Below are 18446 nucleotides of genomic sequence, written 5' to 3' on the forward strand. Positions count from 1 at the left end.
CCGGGGGGATATAAAAGAAATATTACACGCTATTACTCAAACTGATCCTTATAAACAGAATATATAAATTGGTTTCTCCTATGCTGACCCAGAGCAAGGAAAGCCTTATAAAGTGGGTGGTTTATAAATAATTAAATATGACACTCTTCTGAGTTGGCGACTCAATATGCCGCATATTCTGACTCAATCAGAATATGCGAGCGCAGGTTATACAAAAGAAAGTACGCGGCGTATGTACACGCTTATTCCGATTCAGCAGAACAGGAAGTTAGCGATCAACTCCTTTCCACCTTCGGTTGCAAATGATTCCGGATGAAACTGAATGCCATAGATAGGGTGGGTTTTATGCTGTACACCCATCACTTCGAACTGGCCGCCTTTACGAATACGATCCAGATTATCAAAATCTTTCAGGGTAATATCATCTCCAACCACTGCCGTCAGTTTCAGTTCATCCGGGAAGGTTTCTGCTTCAGCCATTAAGGAATGGTAACGCATCACTTCCAGTTGATCAGGAATATCCCGGAACATGCCTTCACTATCATGACTGATCGGGCTGATTTTACCGTGCATTGGTAAATGAGCTTTAACCACCTTGCCACCAAATACATGCACAATACCCTGCATACCCAGGCATACACCTAGCAGAGGGATTCTGGGGCCAAATTCAGTAATCACTCTGGCACAGACGCCGAAATAGTTCTCATCGTCAGGAGAGCCGGGTCCTGGCGAGATAATGATGCGATCCGGATTTGCTTCGGCCAGTTCTTCCAGTGTCACCTCATCATTGCGCTTAACAATAATTTCAAAGCGCTCAATTGTGCCTTTATGCTGCTCAGCAGTCAGAATTTCGCCAATAAACTGGTACAGGTTGTAAGTAAAGGAGTCGTAGTTATCAATAATAAAGACTTTCATTACTGCATCCCTCAGGCGTCAGACGGTTGATCATTAGTGGCATCATCAGTGTCTTCTGCCTCAGGAGGGGCAAACATATCCAGAACCTTTTTCGTTCCGGCAAACTTCCGACGGATTTCTTCGTATTCATCAGCAGGATTTGAGTCGTATACATTACCCCCACAGGTCTGTACATACGCCTCATCACCATTAGCAAACACCGTACGAATAGGAATTGCAAAAGTACAATCACCATTGAATGAAAAGTGTCCAACCGCGCCGCCATAAGGCCCACGACCATCCGGTTCCATCTCATTAATAATCTTCATGGCTTCAATTTTAGGCGCACCTGTCAATGTGCCTGCCGGGAAGTTGCTGGCCAGAGCCGAGAACATATCCTGGCCTTCAGCGATAATTCCCACAATCTCACTGGAGATATGCTGAACATGACTGAAACGCTTAATGTCCATCAAGCTACGTACTTTAACGGTACCAAATTTGGCTACTCGTCCAATATCATTGCGGTGCAGATCCACAATCATATTGTGCTCTGCAATTTCTTTCGGGTCGTTCAGCAGGTTGCGGGCCAGTTCTCTGTCTTCCTGTTCAGTCTGTCCACGTTTTGCTGTACCAGCCAGAGGGAAGGTTTCCATCTCACCCTGGCGTAATCTGAACAACAGCTCAGGGCTTGCCCCAATCAGCTTCTGCTCACCGAATTTAACGTAGTACATCTGAGGGGATGGGTTCACCTCGCGCAGTTTTTCATAAATATTGATGGCATCACCATCCAGATGGAAGCGCTTTTTAAACCCTACTTCCGTCTGGAAGATTTTACCGTCGATAATATCCTGCTTAACTTTAAGCACCGCGCTTTCATGTTCTTCACGGCTCATGGTGTCACCCAGAGTCGTAATTGTCAGATCGCCACTTTTGACCGGAGGCGCATTAATCAGCATGAGCACATCTTCAAGACGACTATCGTTGTAGTAGAAATAGATCACCTCACCGGTCATCTTGTCCAGAATCAGGCCATCTTTGTATAATCCGAAGCGGAAGGCATCAAACATGTCGCTGGACTGAATATCCAGGCTCGGTTCAAAGTAATTCATGGCGTCATAGCCAAGATACCCGGTTAAGCCGCCAGCATATTTCCGGGAAATAATATTCTGCGGTACAATATCACGCAGCAGATAATAGGGGTTATCGCTTGCATAACTTTCTGTAGAGCCATCTCTCTGCTCAATGATCAGCTCTTGACCTCGGGCATAAAACTGTTGCTCTGGATCAAAGCCAATAATAGAGTGACGGGCAATGTGGCTATCTTCACCTAACGATTCCAGATAGAAGCAATGCTGATAACGCTGCTCAATTTTTTTGAATAAACCAAAAAAATCGCAATGCGCTGTAATAGTGACGTAGCGCGGTTTACGCGGCAATTTAATTGGTGCTGGCTTGCGTAACATAGATAACCTTACTTAATCTCTTTTAAAGCCCGGGAGCCACGGGTCACTGTTGCAATCCCTACCCCAAGCTTTTCTGCAATTTGTCTTTGCGGCATACCTTCACGTAACAACTTAAAGATCTGCAATCTTTTACTGATTTCCGACAACTCAGAAGGTGTCAGTAAGCCTCTTAGTGCCTCTTCCATCTGATCCGGCTCTTTCATTGATAGCAGATGCTGGCTCAATTCATTCAGGTATTGTTGTTCGTTTTTTTTTGTATTCATGTACTAGTACACTATCACATTATCAGAAAAGGTCAATGCTGATATCAGGTTTATCCATCACAAAAAATGCATCGGTTATACAAGCCGTTAGCATTATACCGATACCTTTCCGGCCGATATCGTAAGTCAGAGTATACTCCTTTCAGAGCAAAGCCTTTATCGCTCCATGGCCCAATCTGACTCACAATACACCAGATGCGCCATAGGCTCCGGGCCCAGCCGGATCTCGCTGCCTTTCTGAGCTGCCAGATATTGCCCCAGACGCAAGCTGTCCTCTTTCTGCCATAGATCCGGCAGCTGTTGACGAAAATCCTGTAAAACCCGAACAGACTGTGCCGCTTGTCCTGCTTCAAACCAGGCCCTGGCCAGATAAACAGCCTGTAGTCGTGTTGTTATAGGCTCGCCTTCCAGCGCAATAACTGCGCTGTAATTTTTTTGTTCCAGATAAATACGCATTATTGAGTAACTGGCATAACTGGCAGTGATCGGCATATTAAATGATTGATGAATCTCTCTGGCCTGGTGCAGATAGCTTAAAGCCTGTTCATAATCGCCCAGATCAGTCCACGCCCAGCCCAGAAAAACCAGTGAACTGGCTTTCAGTAAAGGTGCCGGATCATCGGCAATAAATTCATTCAGTTGCTCTATCGCTGATCTCAACCGTATAGCATCCCGACCGTGTCCAGCAATCTCCGTCTGATCCAGCCCCTGATCCAGAGTTGCGAATGCCATATAGAAACGGGTAAAACTGAGCAGATTGCTGGCACCGATTTGCTTTGCCAGTGCGTGAGCCTGTTCGAACAGCGCATAGGCTTTGTGCCCGTTATGCAATTGCATCTGATAAAAGCCTGCATAAATCAGTGCCTGAGCCAGCTCATAGGGCTGTTGCAACTGGCGATACAGATTAATAGACTGTTCCAGTGCATCTTCCCTCTGCGATAAAGGCAAAGAATAGTTCTGTGCTATAGCCAGCTGAGTTGCAGCAATCATAGGCTGATGCCCCAGTTGTTGATAAAAATTCAGTGCTTTAATCAGATATTTCTGGTTCTGCCTCAGATCATTACCGGGGCTTTTTTCCAGCCCCTCGTTGCTGGGATTACCCAGATAAAACAGGTTTTCAGCCTGGGTCTGCAGCTCACTGCTATCCGCCATCAACTGACTGGCTTCACGCAACCAGTGCCGATGCTCCGGCCAATCCATATCCCGCCAGGCTTGTCTGGCTTTTAGCCGGTAACTGCGCGCCATCTGATAATGATCAGCCGCTCTTTTAGCACTGGTGATAGCTTGCTTTATTCTGATGGTTTCATCATCGGCACCTCGACGTAATGCCAGCTCTGCCAGCCAGTAATCAATAAAAGCATTAAGACCGGCATCTTCTTCTCTGGCGATATCAGGAATTAATTCCATTTCCTTTTCAGCAAACGTCCATTGCCCGGCTAACAGCTGGATCTGTGCCATTCTGGCCCGCGCCCAGTGATTATCCGGCTCAACAATCAGACTGGCCTGAAAATAACGCCGGGCCTGATTTGCCCCCTCTGTCTGCAGATACTGAATGCCTTCTGCCAGTGCCTGAGCTGCCACCGGATCAGATCCAGCCACCGAATCAGAATGATGCTGTTTACGTTCAGGTTGTAACAGATAGACCAGTTGCTGAGCGACTGATGCAACCGATGCAGGTAAAGATCCATAGCTGACACTGCCTTGCTGAGCTTTGCCATCAGCATAAATGACCTTAAAGTCGAGCACTTGCTGGCGATTATGCAGTCTGACATCGGCAAACAGAGCTGCATCAATTTTCTCCTGCTTTAATAACGTGCGTATCTGCACAGGTAGTGCAGGCCAGTTGATTTCTGATGATAGCAAAAGATGATTGCTGACTGCGGGGCTGACGATATTAAGACCATAACTCCGCTGTAGTTCTGTCGCTAACATATCGGACAGACCCAGTTCCAGCCATGCCATACTGGTGTCACCGGTTTCATTGATAAAAGGCAGTACCAGTACTGACGGCCCGGCTTGATCTGTATTCAGATTACCCTGAACGTCTAATGTTCTGGCAGCGATACCCGTATTGATGTGTTGCTCTGTTTTGTTTGTATTCGGACCAGTCAAGGCAAAGGTATGTGAACTTAATCCCGCCAGCAAAGTATCTTTTAATAACCAGATACTACTGGTTAGCAGAAAAATCAGAGCAATAATTGTGATAAACAAACCTGACATTGCTCTGTGGAGCGTTTTTGCTGGCTCTGAATTTGTTCGTTCAGGATTTTCCTGTTCCGGTTTTTCTTGTTCAGGGAGGGCTGATTCCGGGGTTGTCGTTTCTGGGTTTGTTCGTCCCGGAGTGGATAGTTCCGGATTTAACAGACCGGTACCCATCTCTCCACAGGCCGGATCGATTACTGGGATTGTCACTTCAGCAATCCATTGATACCCCCGTTGTGGGAAGGTGCGGATAAATACGGGTTGCTGAGCTTTATCGCCCAGGGCTTTTCTTAATTCACGGATACTCTGAGTCAGCGCATTTTCACGATAGTCGCCATGATCCCAGAGTTTATCCAGTAGCTCTTCTTTACTGACAATCCGTTCTCTGTGTTCCAGCAAATAATTCAGCAGATTGGCTACTTTATGTCTGAGAATAATCTCCTGCTCTGTATCTGATTCAGTAAAAAACAGGCAACCCGCATCCGGATCAAATTGAAAATGAGCAAACTGATACACACGCATAGCAGGTCAGAATTTCCTGAAAAATGTCAATCATCATTAAGCCACTCAGAAAATAGCAGCATAAATTATGTTCTTTATTACAGGTAAAATTCTACGTGAAGCAGGTGCAGAATCCTAGTATTCGCAGGATCGTTTTTATCTTTATAATCTGTTGTTTTAAAAGGATAAATTTGAATTTCATATTGATTTTATTTCGATTTCATCTGTATTTCATATTTAACATTTTACCGTCCGATATAACTCAATCCGAATTTAACCACCTGAGCTTATCCCCCCTGAGATGCTAATCCTGAAAGCGTCTGTTCAGGCGGATATATCAGCTCAGAACATTATCGGAAATAACTATCGGAGACATGCCTGATATGGAATCCATGATCCAGTCCGCATTGATTGCCGACCAGCAATCGTTGTTTATTATCGGAATTATTTTTGTTACGGGATTACTGACCAGTCTGACTCCTTGTGTGTATCCCATGCTGCCTATTACGGTCTCTGTGATTGGTAGTCAGGCCAGCAATAAAAGACAGAGTATTCATTTCTCTCTGATTTACGTATTGGGGCTGGCACTGTTTTACAGCTTGCTGGGCATGCTGGCGGCCAGCACCGGGCAGTTATTCGGCACTGTGGCCAGTCATCCACTGACACTCATAATCGTTGGAACGTTTTGTCTGCTGATGGCAGCCTGGATGCTGGGCTGGATCAACCCGATGAACAATCCGGCTATGCCTCAGCTGTCGTTCTCCCAACCCTGGCTGAATGTATTTGTTGCAGGGTGTCTGTCCGGACTGGTCATGGCGCCCTGCACCTCTCCTGTACTGGGCATGTTGCTGATGTATGTCGCTTCAGAAGGCAATAGATTATGGGCTGCTCTGCTAATGTTCGTTTTTGCGTTTGGCATGAGTGCTCTGCTGATTCTGGCCGGAAGTTTTTCTGGTTTTATGTCTTCTATTCCCCGGTCGGGTAAATGGCTGAATCTGAGTAAATATCTGATGGCAGCACTGATGGGGTTCACAGCACTTTATCTGTTCTATCAGGCGATCTGACCTGATTTATCTCCCCTTTATTCAAAATATTATTTCAGTAAAAGCATAGTCATAATGGAGTTTAACGATGAAATATCCCATGCTTAAAACCCTGCAATACCTTGCCTGTGGAGCCCTGCTTTCAGGCTTCGCGATACAGGCTCAGGCCGGGCAAACCACTCGGGTTGGTGATCCTGCTCCGGTATTCAGCTCACAAACGATAACAGGTCAGCACTTTAATCTGGCAGATTACACCGGCAAGAAACCGGTTTACCTGAAATTCTGGGCGACCTGGTGCAGTTACTGCAAAGCGGAAATGCCCCACCTGAACAGTATTAAGCAGCAATACGGTGATGATATTGAAATCGTCACTATTAACGTAGGCATGAATGATTCTGTCGCCAAAATCAATCATTTCTTCCAGAATCAGGGTTATAGCTTACCGGTTATCTTTGATCATAAAGGAGAGCTGACGGCCCGCTATCAGGTGATAGGGACGCCTCATCATATCCTGATAGACAAGGAGGGACGTATCGCTTATCGGACCTTTCTGGCAACCGATCAGCTGGATCAGATGATTATGCACTGGTCACAGCTAAATAGTTCAGCTGCATCTGTTCGCATGTCAGACAAGCCAAAGGATATTATGGCATTGCCCCCTGTTTATCCGGTTAAGGCTCTGGCAGGAGATGTACTATGAAGCGATTACCAATAACCCCAGCGCGCAGAATCAGACTGAAAACAATTGCAGCAGGTCTTACTCTGGCGCTGCTGAGCGGATGCTCTCAATCAGTACAAATTCTGGCAGAAAACGGACAAGCATCTTCGATATCAAATCAGGAGCAACAAAAAGCCATTCACTACAGCGCACTAAAAACCTTTGATGGCCAGCCTGTTGTTCTTAAAAGCGAGTCTGTGACCCATCTGGTGTTTATGGATATCTGGGCGACTTACGCTGGTGCAGGTGCAGAAGCCGATATTTCTCAGCTGCCCGCTGATTTTTTAGAGCATAGTCAGCAGATCTGGGTTCAGCCTGAAATTAACGTAACACGGGAGCAAATGGCTGAGTTTCAGAGCTATTACCCTGATATTGCACCGCTGGTTCTGGACTCAGGTTTTGCTCTGATGCGTGCGGAAAATGTCTGGCAGGCACCCTGGCATGTTCTGATCAGGGATGGAAAAACCCTGTTCTCAGGGAATATTGATGATTTGAGAAAACATCTTGGTCTTCCGGTCAGGCAGATGGCACAGCAGATTCAGGGAGATCATGATTTCGCAGCAACAGAAGTAATCCGCCATCAGGCCGCGGCATCATACCAGAAACTCAGCACAGGTGATCTGGCTCCTGATTTTCAAGGTACCACCCTGGCAGGGACGACCTTGTCTTTATCCTCGAACATTGAACAGAGCAATCAGGACACCAGTCTGGTTTTTCTGGACTCATTATGTCCGATGCCCCACTTTCCGGGTTGTGAGGATAAGCTGAAACAACTGAGTCAGACCATTGCTGTAACGCCTGATCGTCAATGGATTGGGGTGATCAGCTCTTTCTATGTTGATAAGTCGATTGCTACTCAGTTTGCCAAGCGCTTTAAACTGAATAGTGTGCCGCTGATTTTTGATCAGGATAACCAGATTTTTGAACAATACGGCGTCCATGCGACACCTTATCAAATTAACATCGGTGCCAATGGCGTGATTCAATCAAGAGGAGATCAAATTCATTAAATCAGACGATTAATCTATATCGCAGATCTTTTGAATAACGAAAACCAGAATCGGAACATTGCCGGTTTCTGGCCTCTGCCAATGGGCCTGAATGTCCGGATAAGATCAATATTCTCCAGTCAATGACTGGAGAATATTGCAATGCTCTTGTTTCGGTATGCAGAACAATGTTTTGCTGCCAAATACAAAATAGCTGGCAGTACTTCTTAATCTGCAACCCTGCTCAGCTCCTGGCTGATCTCCGCTACCAGCCTGGCGGCCAGTTTTGCGGTGCGATGATCTTCATCCAGCAAAGGATTACATTCAGCGATATCGGTCAGTACAACAGGCACATTGGCTGCAGCAGCTTCTGTCAGGATCAGACGGATGATTTCGCATCCGGTTACCGCATCCAGCCCCATAATGGACGGTGCGCTGACACCGGGTGCTACTGCCACACTGAATGCATCCAGACAGATCGTCAGATAGAGGTAATCCAGCTCTGCCAGATAGTCTTTCATGTCCTGGCGAATGGCTTCCAGATCAGTGGCTTTGCAATCACGGTCCAGACGCCATTTAACGCCCTGCTCACGGGCAAATTCAAACAACGCCTGAGTATTAGCCGTTTCGTTGACACCGATGCAGTAGTAATTAAAGTCTTTGTTATTGGCATTACACCATTGAGCAATCTGGCGGAACGGCGTGCCTGAACTGGGCTGAATATCCGGATTACGCAGATCCAGATGGGCATCCAGATTAACAATACCAATACGGGCATTCTTCTCTTCAGCATAAATATGTCGTGCCACGCCCTGGTAACTGCCCCAGGCGATCTCATGACCACCGCCCAGCACAACAGGCTTAAGTCCATTATCCAGCAAAAAAGTGATTTTTGCCGCCAGTTGATTTTGCGCAACTTCCATTGAGGCATCATCACAACTGACATCACCTGCGTCCCAGGCTTTAACCGGCAGGTGCCAGGCGGCATTGGATAATGCCCAGCGAATTGCAGCAGGACCTTCTTTTGCTCCCTGACGACCTTTATTCCTGCGTACCCCTTCATCACAGGCAAAACCCAGAATGGCAATACCACCCGGTTCAAAATCATCCGCAGGTAATGGGCTGATTTCCTGATGCCAGCGCGTGCTGACACCAGCCTCTTCATTGTCAACCCGGCCCGTCCATAACGCCATATCTGCTGGGTTATAGGTCATTGATTCACTCCATTTCATTCTGTTTCTTGCCCCGCCAGCCATATTTTTGACGGACGGTGCATATTAATACCATAGCTGAGCTCACTGGGATGCTCGACTGGCCATAACACCAGATCAGCATCATAACCCGCTTTTAGCACACCTTTGCTATTTCCTAATCCCAGTGCCTTGGCGCCATGACAGGTGGTGCCAGCCAGTGCCTGTTCCGGTGTCATACCAAATAACACACAGCTCTGGTTCATTGCCAGCAGTAAGGAAGCAATCGGTGATGTACCGGGGTTCAGATCAGTAGAGACCGCCACTGGAATATTATGTTCAAATAAAGCTTTTATCGGTGGCAGTTTTGTCTCTTTCAGGCAATAAAAGGCTCCCGGCAGCATCACCGCAACGGTTCCGGCATGCTTTAATACCGGCAGATCTTCTTCAGCCAGGTATTCCAGGTGATCGACTGACAAGGCGTTAAACTCTGCCGCCAGTACCGCCCCTTTGAGATCACTGAGCTGCTCAACATGGCCTTTAACCGGTAAACCGTGTTTTACTGCGGCTTCGAATAAACGCCGGGTTTGCTCTGGTGAAAAGCCAATGCCTTCACAGAACACATCCACAGCATCCGCCAGTTTCTGCTCTGCTACTAAGGGCAACATTTCATTGATCACAATATCCAGATAGGCATCCGGATCATGTTTGTACTCTGCTGGAACCGCATGAGCACCCAGGAACGTCCGTTTGATTGTCAATCCTGTATGCTCCGCCAGCTGGCCGGCCACTCTCAGCATTCTCAGCTCAGTTTCTGTATCAAGGCCATATCCAGATTTGATCTCAACCGTTGTCACGCCTTCAGCCATAAGGCGCTGCAAACGCTTCAGGCCTGAAGCAAACAGTTCTTCGTCAGAAGCCGCTCTGGTGGCGGTCACCGTACTGACAATGCCGCCACCTTTACGGGCGATCTCCTCATAAGATACGCCCTGTAATCGCCATTCGAATTCACGGGCACGACTGCCGCCATACACCAGATGAGTATGGCAATCAATCAGTCCTGGGGTCAGCCAGCCCCCTTGACCATCCATACGTTCAACGGCTTCAAATTCCGGGGCTTCTGCTGCTTTCCCGACCCAGCTGATACGCCCTGCGGTGACAGCCAGCATACCATTCTCTATCTGACCATAGTGCGATGCTGAGCCTGAAATGTCGTAATTCATGGTCGCTAAAGACACATTGTGTATTAACAGGTCGCAACGATGAGAGCCGGTATTGTTTTGATTAACCACGGTATCCGATATTGTCATGAGGCAATCTCTTTATTATCGCTTTTTGAATATATCTTTGAAAGCCTGATCATTGTCTGCAAGGCACAAAATTTTTCACAGGACTGTATGTATAAACGTCCATGCAAGTTTAAAGGATGAGACACTGGGGACGAGTTCTGATCAGGCTACAGAGTGAGGATGTTCTGGTTTGCAGGTGATGCTGATTCAGAATGCCATCCGCGCAACGGATGGCATTCTGATACTGTCTATCAGAGGTTTAAAACTTCAAACCTTCAAGCAAGCCATCATCAACCTGGTTTGCCAGAGTCACTTTAAGTTTAGGCGTGCGTTCCATTTCGCGCTTAATGGCGAAGTTGGCTTCTGTGTTCCGGGCCCAGCTGCGTCGTGCAATGCCGTTGTTTACGTCAAAGAACAGCATATTTTTCAGTCGACGCTCAGAGGCCTCAGAACCGTCCAGCAGCATACCAAAACCGCCGTTGATCACTTCACCCCAACCAACGCCACCGCCATTGTGAATAGAGACCCAGGTCGCGCCCCGGAAGCCATCACCAATCACGTTATGAATCGCCATATCCGCTGTAAAACGACTGCCATCATAGATATTTGAGGTTTCACGGTAAGGGGAATCGGTACCACTGACATCATGATGATCACGACCTAATACCACTGGGCCAATCTCGCCGGCGTTAATGGCATCATTAAACGCTTTAGCAATCTCCGCCCGGCCCTGTGCATCCGCATATAAGATACGTGCCTGTGAGCCGACAACGAGTTTGTTCTGTTTCGCGTCATTGATCCAGGTGATGTTGTCCTGCATCTGCTGCTGAATCTCTTCCGGAGAATCCCGCATAATGCATTCCAGTACCTTAGCGGCAATCTCATCCGTTTTATCCAGGTCATCCGGATTCCCTGAAGTACAAACCCAGCGGAATGGACCAAAACCGTAGTCAAAACACATCGGCCCCAGAATATCCTGAACATAAGACGGATACTTGAAGTCGATACCGTTTTCAGCCATCACATCACCACCCGCCCGTGATGCTTCAAGCAAGAAGGCATTTCCGTAATCAAAGAAATACGTGCCCTTAGCGGTGTGTTTATTGACCGCATCGGCGTGGCGTTTCAGTGTGGCCTGTACTTTTTCTTTAAAGACTTCCGGTTCTTCACGAATCAGTCGGTTTGACTCTTCATAGCTGATGTCTACCGGGTAGTAACCACCGGACCAGGGGTTATGCAGTGATGTCTGGTCAGAACCTAAATGAACGAAGATATCTTCAGCCAGGAAGCTTTCCCAAACGTCGACGACGTTACCAATAAAGGCTATGGAGACAACTTCTTCGTTTTCCTGTGCTTTGCGAACACGGGCAACCAGATCCGGCATATTATCAACCAGTTCGTCTACCCAGCCCTGCTCATGACGTTTGATCGCCGCTTTAGGGTTCACCTCTGCACAGACAGTAATACAGTCAGCAATGTTGCCCGCTTTAGGCTGAGCACCACTCATACCGCCCAGACCTGCGGTTAAGAAGATCTTACCTTTCGGGCTTTCGCCTTTATTCAGTACTTTTCGGAAGGCATTCATCACCGTAATCGTTGTACCGTGAACAATGCCCTGCGGGCCAATGTACATAAAGGATCCGGCGGTCATCTGGCCGTATTGGGTCACACCCAGAGCATTGAATTTTTCCCAATCATCCGGTTTGGAGTAGTTCGGGATCATCATGCCGTTCGTCACAACGACTCTTGGTGCTTCTTCAGAAGAAGGGAACAGACCCATCGGGTGACCGGAATACATGTGCAGCGTCTGATCCGATTCCATCTCACTCAGGTATTTCATCGTCAGAAGATACTGCGCCCAGTTCTGGAATACCGCGCCATTGCCGCCATAGGTGATCAGTTCTTCCGGGTGCTGAGCCACCGCAGGATCTAAGTTGTTGTCGATCATCAGCATGATCGCAGCAGCCTGCTGGCACTTAGCCGGATAATCCTCGATTGAGCGCGCTTTTAAGGTGTGCTCAGGCTTGAAGCGGTACATATAGATCCGGCCATAGTCGTTCAGCTCTTTCGCGAACTCAGGCGCCAGCTCAGCATGCCACTCTTTCGGGAAGTAACGCAGCGCATTACGCACGGCCAGCTGTTTTTCTTCCGGACTTAAAATATCTTTTCGTTTCGGTGCCCGGTTGGCGTTTTCCGGGTACGGCTTTGCAGCGGGTAAACTCGCAGGGATGCCTTGCTTAATTGTTTGTTGAAAAAGATGGATATCATTCATTGTCAGCGTCTCCTTATGTTTTCCCGGTTTATGCGTGGTCTACAGATGAATCAACACAGAACGCCTGTGTCTGAACCAGCTTGATCATGGCGTCGATGTCAGGTTTTAACAGTCGGTCTTCTTCTAATTTGGCAACTTTGCTACGGATAATCTGATGGTTGTGCTCGATTTTCTCTGAGCACTTATTAGGGCGTCTGAAATCGATCGCCTGGGCGGCATACATCAGTTCAATGGCCAGAATTTTGTCCAGATTACCGAGGATCTGGTTGAGTTTACGGCCCGAAATACTGCCCATAGAGACATGATCTTCCTGCCCCATTGATGTCGGCACGCTGTCAGCTGAAGGTGGGAAACACAGTGATTTGTTTTCAGTCACCAGGGCTGCCGTGGCGTATTGAGGAATCATCAGGCCAGAGTTTAAACCGCCTGATTCGGTTAACATTCTTGGCAGACCGTGCATCCCTTCAAGCAGTAAATAACAACGACGATCAGCAATATTACCCAGCTCAGCCGCTGCGATAGACACGTAGTCCAACGCCATCGCCAGAGGTTGACCGTGGAAACTACCGCCGGAAATGGCTTCTTCCTGACTGATCACAATGGGGTTATCCGTCACTGAGTTCATTTCGATCTCAGCTAACTCTTTCAGGTGCTTATAGGCATTTCGGGATGCACCGTGCACCTGGGGAATACAACGCAGTGAGTACGGGTCCTGTACGCGATCACAGTTGGTATGGGATGCCATATTCTGCGAACCATCAAAAAATGCCCGCATTCGGGCGGCCACTTCGACGCAGCCCGGAAATGGTCGGGTCTGGTGCAGTTCCGCTCTGAACGGTGAAGAACTGCCCTGCATACCCTCAATACTCATAGCGCCGGCTAAATCGGCTAAATCCAGCAGGTAGCGCATTTTAACCAGAGCGGTGATGGCATGAGACAGGATAAACTGGGTGCCGTTAATCAGCGCCAGACCTTCTTTGGCTTCAAGCTCCATCGGTGCCAGGTTATGAGCTTCTAACAGAGAGATAGCCGGTACGGTTTCAGAACCCTGCCAGAACTCACCTTCACCAATTAACGGTAAAAACAGATGTGAAAGTGGTGCTAAATCCCCCGAAGCTCCCACAGAACCTTGCTCCGGTACGACAGGAATCAGATCCAGCTCTAAAAACTTGAGCATTCTCTCAACGACTTCAAGACGAATACCCGAAAATCCCTGACTTAATGCATGAATTTTGGTAATCAGCATCAGCTTAGAGATTGACTTATTGATGGGGTTACCTACGCCAACCGCATGGGTGATTAGCAGGTTTTTTTGTAACAGATTGGTCTCAGCTGGGGAGATCTGGGTATCACACAGGGGGCCAAAACCGGTATTAATGCCATATACCGCAGAATCTGAGCTTGCCATATGCTCAACGTTTTTACGGCTGGTGTTGATTTTGTCTTTTGCTTCCTGACAAAGCTCAGTTTCAACAGAGCCATTGGCGATGCCGTTAACCAACTCAACATTGAGTGTATCTATCCCGTATTTAAACGTCATTTTATCGTTCTCCGGTGAAAATGTAGCTGCTGGCAGAAGTATATCTTGCAACTTATGTTTTATAGATAAAGAATATCAGTACGTTATTCCGGTTTTATCAAACATAAATTAAGCTGAATCGCTGACGGAGAAATTCTTATATGCAGATCCATGATGTTGACTTAAAACTGTTGAGAATCTTTGTTGCGATTGTTGAATCCGGCGGCTTGTCAGCCGCGGAATCCAGGTTAAACATCGGTCGTTCAACCATCAGCTCCCATCTGTCAGATCTGGAGATCAGACTGGGCCTGACGTTATGCAAGCGTGGACGAAGCGGCTTTGAGATCACTGAGCCCGGACGTGTAACCTATCAGGCCAGTTTAGAGCTACTCAGACAGTGTGAAGCCTTTGCGGCGACCGTTGCCAGCTCCAAAGATGAGCTGACGGGCCGTGTCACCATCGCCACCATTGATAATCTGGTTAACGATCCGCGCTGTGGAATATCAAAAGCGATCGCAGCACTCAGAGATAAAAGCGATTCAATTCAGTTTGAAATCAACGTGTGTGAAGCAAGAGAGGTCGAAACATCGGTTATCAGTGGTCGTTCTATGGTGGGATTGGGTGTGAGCCGTCATCATATTCGTGGACTGGATTATTATCCTTTACATGACGAAGTGAACTATCTGTATTGCTCGACAGGCCACCCGTTGTTTGATTGTAGCGATGATGCCCGTGAAACGCTGTTACAGGAAGCTGAAATCGTGACCAGCCACTATCAGAGAGATAAAGAAACCAGAAATGACGGGTTAAATTACCAGAATACTGCCACGGCATACCATGACCAGGGCATTGCACATATGGTGCTGTCTGGCCGGTTTATTGGGTATCTGCCAGAGCATTATGCCAACCAATGGGTTGAAAAGGGCCAGCTAAAAGCGATTTTGCCAGAACAGTATCATTACGAGATTCCTGTGATGCTAATAACGCTGAAGAATGCGGTTTTAACTCCACTCATCAAAGAGTTGATTAATGAATTAAAACGCTGTCATGTTAATTTGTAATCAGAGCCTGCTCAGCGCTCATAACTGCCAGCGAGCCGCTTTATCCCAGTCAATATCTTCAGCTAATAATCTCTCCTGAGCGATATAGTGGATGTATGTACCCGCTGTGATGGTCGTGTCTTTATCCGGGTTTAATCGCAGGTCGTCACCGGTTTTTCGCTCAGATATACCGTATAACGTGGCGTTATAATCCAGCATCAGAGCCAGTCTGAGATTAATCACTTTCATAACCGGAGCTGATTCAGGTATTAACAGGCAATAATGGGTTGCGCCTTTGCCAGGATCAAGCAGCTGGTTGATACCTCTTGATGCTCCCGGGTCCTGCACTGAACGGGCGAGTTGCTCGGCTGTCCTGTCAGAAAAGCACTCGATATTCCGGCAATGGTTATCCAGCAACCGGGATGCGCTTTCATCATTGAAGAAGGCGACAACGTGGCAGCTGGTTCTGACCAATGGTGAAACTTTAAGTGCGATGGTAATAGTATCCTGATCATTCAGGGCATGGATCATTACCCGATTGGCTCTGGCCAGGGCGATACGCTCCAGTTCCTGATCATCGGTGTAGCTGGAAACACAGGCAAAGCGGACATCAGGATGCTCCAGCATAGGATGAGTCTGCTGGTCATCTGTGGTGCAGATAATAATTTTACTATTAGCGCGTTTTTTGTCTTTCAGGATGCATTCTATGGTTTTCTTGCCGATAACAGGCTGCCAGCCGAAGAGAATGACATGATCATTGTAGTCAGAAAAATCTCGCTGCCCTTTGATATTCATTTCTCTCATTGTCTGGAAAATCCATGCTATTTTGGTTAACCCGGCAGCATAAAGAATGATGGTTGCCGGAATCATATAAAATGTCAGAAACAACTTACCAGCATCACCTGAAGGCGACAGATCTCCAAACCCTACCGTGCTGCCAACGACGGAACAAAAGTAAATAAAATTGACGATGTCAGTCAGTGCTTCTTCACCTGCCAATGAAAGCCCTGTCCAGCAAATCAAATAATGCAGCAGAACAAAGCCAATAAATACCATCGGAGACAGTATCTGTATCTGGTATACAAGTTGCTGATAGAGTTGTCGTAAAACGGGCATCAGGTATTCTGGCTCCTCTTGTTTGTCATAAAAGCATCAGGTCAGAGGTTGTGCAGACACTGTGAATGCTTTCACTTCATAAAGACTCAGTAGGTTATAAATGTCCAGTTTTTTATTTTTCAGGGGCATGTCTGAAGCTCTCAGAGTTATGCTATTCACCTATAAAAAGTTGCCAGATTGTTGCCATTCCATAGCTGATGCCGATCGTGCAGATCTCACTTCCGTTCAGGATCTGTTTCAGATTTTTTGAAAAAAGCTTATCCGATGATTAATTTCTATAGCTTAAGGGTATAGCTATATTACCTGATCCAATATTATATTTTTAGCTAACTTGTGGAGGGGCTTATCAGGCTGCCATGCTTCTGGTTCTGGCTTTCTGAGGTGATGGTATGAATAAAAATGTCGTTGTCGTTCTGATCGTTGATGATAGTGCCGATCAACGAGAGTTAATCAGAGCTATTTTTGAGACATCTGCAAATTATCAGATTGGTGAGTAAAGTCAAAGCTCAGGCTTGATATCAGGTAAACTGTCTTTGATTCTGGTTGTAGATATCTACCGGAATTTTTTAGTGATTATCGACTGCTTCAGGCTGTACTGAAAAACCATACATTTTCAATATCTTCTGATAGATCCCGGCTGCTTTAATGGCCTGTAGTCCTCGATTAAATGCTTCTACTCTGGCAGGACTCTGGATGTTCTCCCGTGAGAACATGACATAAACCGGCTTCATGTCCAGTGGTTTATCCAGAAAGCGTATGCTGTTTTCCGGATAATTCATTGAGCTTAACAGGTGCAGGGCAACGTATTTATCTATAACGATCAGATCGACCCGCCTTCCCATTAATTTCTTTAAATTCAGTTGATCATTGGTCACTTCTTCTTTATTCAGGTAGTCCGCCTGATCAAATTCCTGATTGTTTACGTAGCCCCTTACTACACCGATGCGATATTGAACTAAATCAGCCAGTTCATTATATCCGGATAAGGCGCTGTCTTTATGGACTGCAAACATCAGTTCACTGGATATATAGGGTTCTGTCAGCAGATAACTGGCCGCTCTTTCATAGGAGTAATAAGCAGAGTACAGGGCGTCAACCTCTCCGGCTCGTGCACTTTCCATTGCTCGTTTCCACGGCATATAAATGAAATGGCTTGTTATGCCTGAGTAAGCCAGTGCCTGTTTAATAATTTCTGCCGTAAAGCCGTTATTCTTAAGGTTCGGGCCGGTATAGGGTGGCCAGTCTGATGATACCAGCGTAACTGTTGAGGCATTAGCCCTGACACTCAAAATGAATAGTATCAACAGCAATTTTTTCCACATGATATGGACCTGAACAAAAGTATTTTCGATATGAGGCCAGTTGTTGACTGGAGATGTCGATTATTTTTGCAGAGAAACTATGGTTCCATTAATTGTCTGTGAATGGCAATGAACTAAGGATAGCAGCTGATCATTTTCTCTGTAGAAGTTTAATTAATCTGTTTTTCGTAACCAGAACATGATCCGGTCATCAGTCCGTAAACGAAGTGCTCAGACAAAGTCTGAATTCATGCAGAGCCCAACGGCTACCCTTTAGAAGTGGAGATTAAAGCAGGGGTTTCTGAATAGGCTGATTTATGAATTAATTTGCAGTAACAAAAAAGCCCGCAACCTGATGAATTGCGGGCTTTTGAATATGGTAGACGTGATCGGATTCGAACCAACGACCCCCACCATGTCAAGGTGGTGCTCTAACCAACTGAGCTACACGTCTCTGATGGCTGCGTATTATATTGATAACTTAATGTTTTACAAGGGTTAATGTTCAAAAAAACAGATTTTTTTCTGAGCTGTTAAATTCAGAGATATTTTGAGTGGTTCATAGAGGTATTGGCATTCTGGTTTATCAAAGGGCTTCTGGTACACTAGCGGCCGCTTTTATAATGATGTCTTTCACCTTTACGAC

At 46.7% G+C, this 18446-nt stretch carries 14 protein-coding genes and 1 tRNA gene; 4 read left to right on the top strand and 11 right to left on the bottom strand.

Annotated elements, in window-relative coordinates; all coding sequences use genetic code 11:
* Positions 1–252 precede the first annotated feature (252 nt).
* From H4O21_RS15530 to H4O21_RS15545, 4 genes are all read right to left on the bottom strand, one after another.
* Entirely contained in the window at positions 253–915 is a 663-nt protein-coding gene (locus H4O21_RS15530; protein WP_182809794.1) for an anthranilate synthase component II, read from the bottom strand.
* Positions 916–926: 11 nt separating this feature from the next.
* Positions 927–2357: an anthranilate synthase component I family protein gene (locus H4O21_RS15535; protein ID WP_182809795.1), complete on the bottom strand. Its 1431-nt coding sequence runs from the start codon at positions 2355–2357 to the stop codon at positions 927–929.
* Between the two features lie 8 nt (positions 2358–2365).
* Positions 2366–2620, bottom strand: coding sequence for a Trp family transcriptional regulator (locus tag H4O21_RS15540; RefSeq protein ID WP_182809796.1), 255 nt, complete (start codon positions 2618–2620; stop codon positions 2366–2368).
* Positions 2621–2776: 156 nt separating this feature from the next.
* Positions 2777–5344, bottom strand: a complete 2568-nt coding sequence (locus H4O21_RS15545) for a winged helix-turn-helix domain-containing protein (RefSeq protein ID WP_182809797.1) — start codon at positions 5342–5344, stop codon at positions 2777–2779.
* A gap of 362 nt (positions 5345–5706) precedes the next feature.
* Between H4O21_RS15545 and H4O21_RS15550 the strand changes: the two genes are divergently transcribed.
* The 3 genes from H4O21_RS15550 (at position 5707) to H4O21_RS15560 (ending at position 8094) form a co-directional block, all read left to right on the top strand.
* Positions 5707–6387: a cytochrome c biogenesis protein CcdA gene (locus tag H4O21_RS15550; protein WP_182809798.1), complete on the top strand. Its 681-nt coding sequence runs from the start codon at positions 5707–5709 to the stop codon at positions 6385–6387.
* A gap of 67 nt (positions 6388–6454) precedes the next feature.
* Positions 6455–7066 (top strand): TlpA family protein disulfide reductase, encoded by a 612-nt coding sequence (locus tag H4O21_RS15555; protein ID WP_182809799.1) that lies wholly within the window; start codon positions 6455–6457, stop codon positions 7064–7066.
* Positions 7063–8094, top strand: a complete 1032-nt coding sequence (locus H4O21_RS15560; RefSeq protein WP_182809800.1) for a peroxiredoxin family protein — start codon at positions 7063–7065, stop codon at positions 8092–8094. The genes H4O21_RS15555 and H4O21_RS15560 overlap by 4 nt, the downstream gene beginning before the upstream one ends.
* A 206-nt stretch (positions 8095–8300) precedes the next feature.
* Here H4O21_RS15560 and hutG read toward each other — a convergent pair whose 3' ends face one another.
* The 4 genes from hutG to hutH all read right to left on the bottom strand — a co-directional run bounded on the left by hutG (position 8301) and on the right by hutH (position 14364).
* Positions 8301–9287 (bottom strand): formimidoylglutamase, encoded by a 987-nt coding sequence (gene hutG, locus H4O21_RS15565; RefSeq protein ID WP_182809801.1) that lies wholly within the window; start codon positions 9285–9287, stop codon positions 8301–8303.
* Positions 9288–9301: 14 nt separating this feature from the next.
* Complete coding sequence (gene hutI / locus H4O21_RS15570; RefSeq protein WP_182809802.1) at positions 9302–10573, bottom strand: imidazolonepropionase; 1272 nt, start codon at positions 10571–10573, stop codon at positions 9302–9304.
* 238 nt (positions 10574–10811) lie between these two features.
* Positions 10812–12824 (bottom strand): urocanate hydratase, encoded by a 2013-nt coding sequence (gene hutU / locus H4O21_RS15575; protein ID WP_182809803.1) that lies wholly within the window; start codon positions 12822–12824, stop codon positions 10812–10814.
* 28 nt (positions 12825–12852) lie between these two features.
* Positions 12853–14364, bottom strand: a complete 1512-nt coding sequence (gene hutH, locus H4O21_RS15580) for a histidine ammonia-lyase (protein WP_182809804.1) — start codon at positions 14362–14364, stop codon at positions 12853–12855.
* A gap of 140 nt (positions 14365–14504) precedes the next feature.
* Between hutH and H4O21_RS15585 the strand changes: the two genes are divergently transcribed.
* Positions 14505–15404 (top strand): LysR family transcriptional regulator, encoded by a 900-nt coding sequence (locus H4O21_RS15585; RefSeq protein ID WP_182809805.1) that lies wholly within the window; start codon positions 14505–14507, stop codon positions 15402–15404.
* 18 nt (positions 15405–15422) lie between these two features.
* Here H4O21_RS15585 and H4O21_RS15590 read toward each other — a convergent pair whose 3' ends face one another.
* The 3 genes from H4O21_RS15590 to H4O21_RS15600 form a co-directional block, all read right to left on the bottom strand.
* The gene (locus tag H4O21_RS15590) at positions 15423–16499 is read right to left on the bottom strand and encodes a potassium channel family protein (protein WP_182809806.1); all 1077 of its coding nucleotides are present in this window, start codon (positions 16497–16499) and stop codon (positions 15423–15425) included.
* A 566-nt stretch (positions 16500–17065) separates the two neighbouring features.
* Complete coding sequence (locus H4O21_RS15595; protein ID WP_182809807.1) at positions 17066–17821, bottom strand: substrate-binding periplasmic protein; 756 nt, start codon at positions 17819–17821, stop codon at positions 17066–17068.
* Positions 17822–18177: 356 nt separating this feature from the next.
* Positions 18178–18254, bottom strand: a tRNA-Val gene (locus H4O21_RS15600).
* Positions 18255–18446: the final 192 nt, after the last annotated feature.

It is taken from the genome of Oceanospirillum sediminis (genome assembly GCF_014164585.1).
GTDB classification, from domain to species: Bacteria; Pseudomonadota; Gammaproteobacteria; order Pseudomonadales; family Halomonadaceae; genus Oceanospirillum; species Oceanospirillum sediminis.

Bases quoted from the DNA above. Each gene is read 5' to 3' on its own strand.
- H4O21_RS15590 (WP_182809806.1), bottom strand. From the start codon at position 16,499: ATGCCCGTTTTACGACAACTCTATCAGCAACTTGTATACCAGATACAG.
- H4O21_RS15555 (WP_182809799.1), top strand. From the start codon at position 6,455: ATGAAATATCCCATGCTTAAAACCCTGCAATACCTTGCCTGTGGAGCC.
- hutI (WP_182809802.1), bottom strand. From the start codon at position 10,573: ATGACAATATCGGATACCGTGGTTAATCAAAACAATACCGGCTCTCAT.
- hutG (WP_182809801.1), bottom strand. From the start codon at position 9,287: ATGACCTATAACCCAGCAGATATGGCGTTATGGACGGGCCGGGTTGAC.
- hutU (WP_182809803.1), bottom strand. From the start codon at position 12,824: ATGAATGATATCCATCTTTTTCAACAAACAATTAAGCAAGGCATCCCT.
- H4O21_RS15545 (WP_182809797.1), bottom strand. From the start codon at position 5,344: ATGCGTGTGTATCAGTTTGCTCATTTTCAATTTGATCCGGATGCGGGT.
- H4O21_RS15535 (WP_182809795.1), bottom strand. From the start codon at position 2,357: ATGTTACGCAAGCCAGCACCAATTAAATTGCCGCGTAAACCGCGCTAC.
- H4O21_RS15530 (WP_182809794.1), bottom strand. From the start codon at position 915: ATGAAAGTCTTTATTATTGATAACTACGACTCCTTTACTTACAACCTG.
- H4O21_RS15585 (WP_182809805.1), top strand. From the start codon at position 14,505: ATGCAGATCCATGATGTTGACTTAAAACTGTTGAGAATCTTTGTTGCG.
- H4O21_RS15540 (WP_182809796.1), bottom strand. From the start codon at position 2,620: ATGAATACAAAAAAAAACGAACAACAATACCTGAATGAATTGAGCCAG.
- hutH (WP_182809804.1), bottom strand. From the start codon at position 14,364: ATGACGTTTAAATACGGGATAGATACACTCAATGTTGAGTTGGTTAAC.
- H4O21_RS15560 (WP_182809800.1), top strand. From the start codon at position 7,063: ATGAAGCGATTACCAATAACCCCAGCGCGCAGAATCAGACTGAAAACA.
- H4O21_RS15550 (WP_182809798.1), top strand. From the start codon at position 5,707: ATGGAATCCATGATCCAGTCCGCATTGATTGCCGACCAGCAATCGTTG.
- H4O21_RS15595 (WP_182809807.1), bottom strand. From the start codon at position 17,821: ATGTGGAAAAAATTGCTGTTGATACTATTCATTTTGAGTGTCAGGGCT.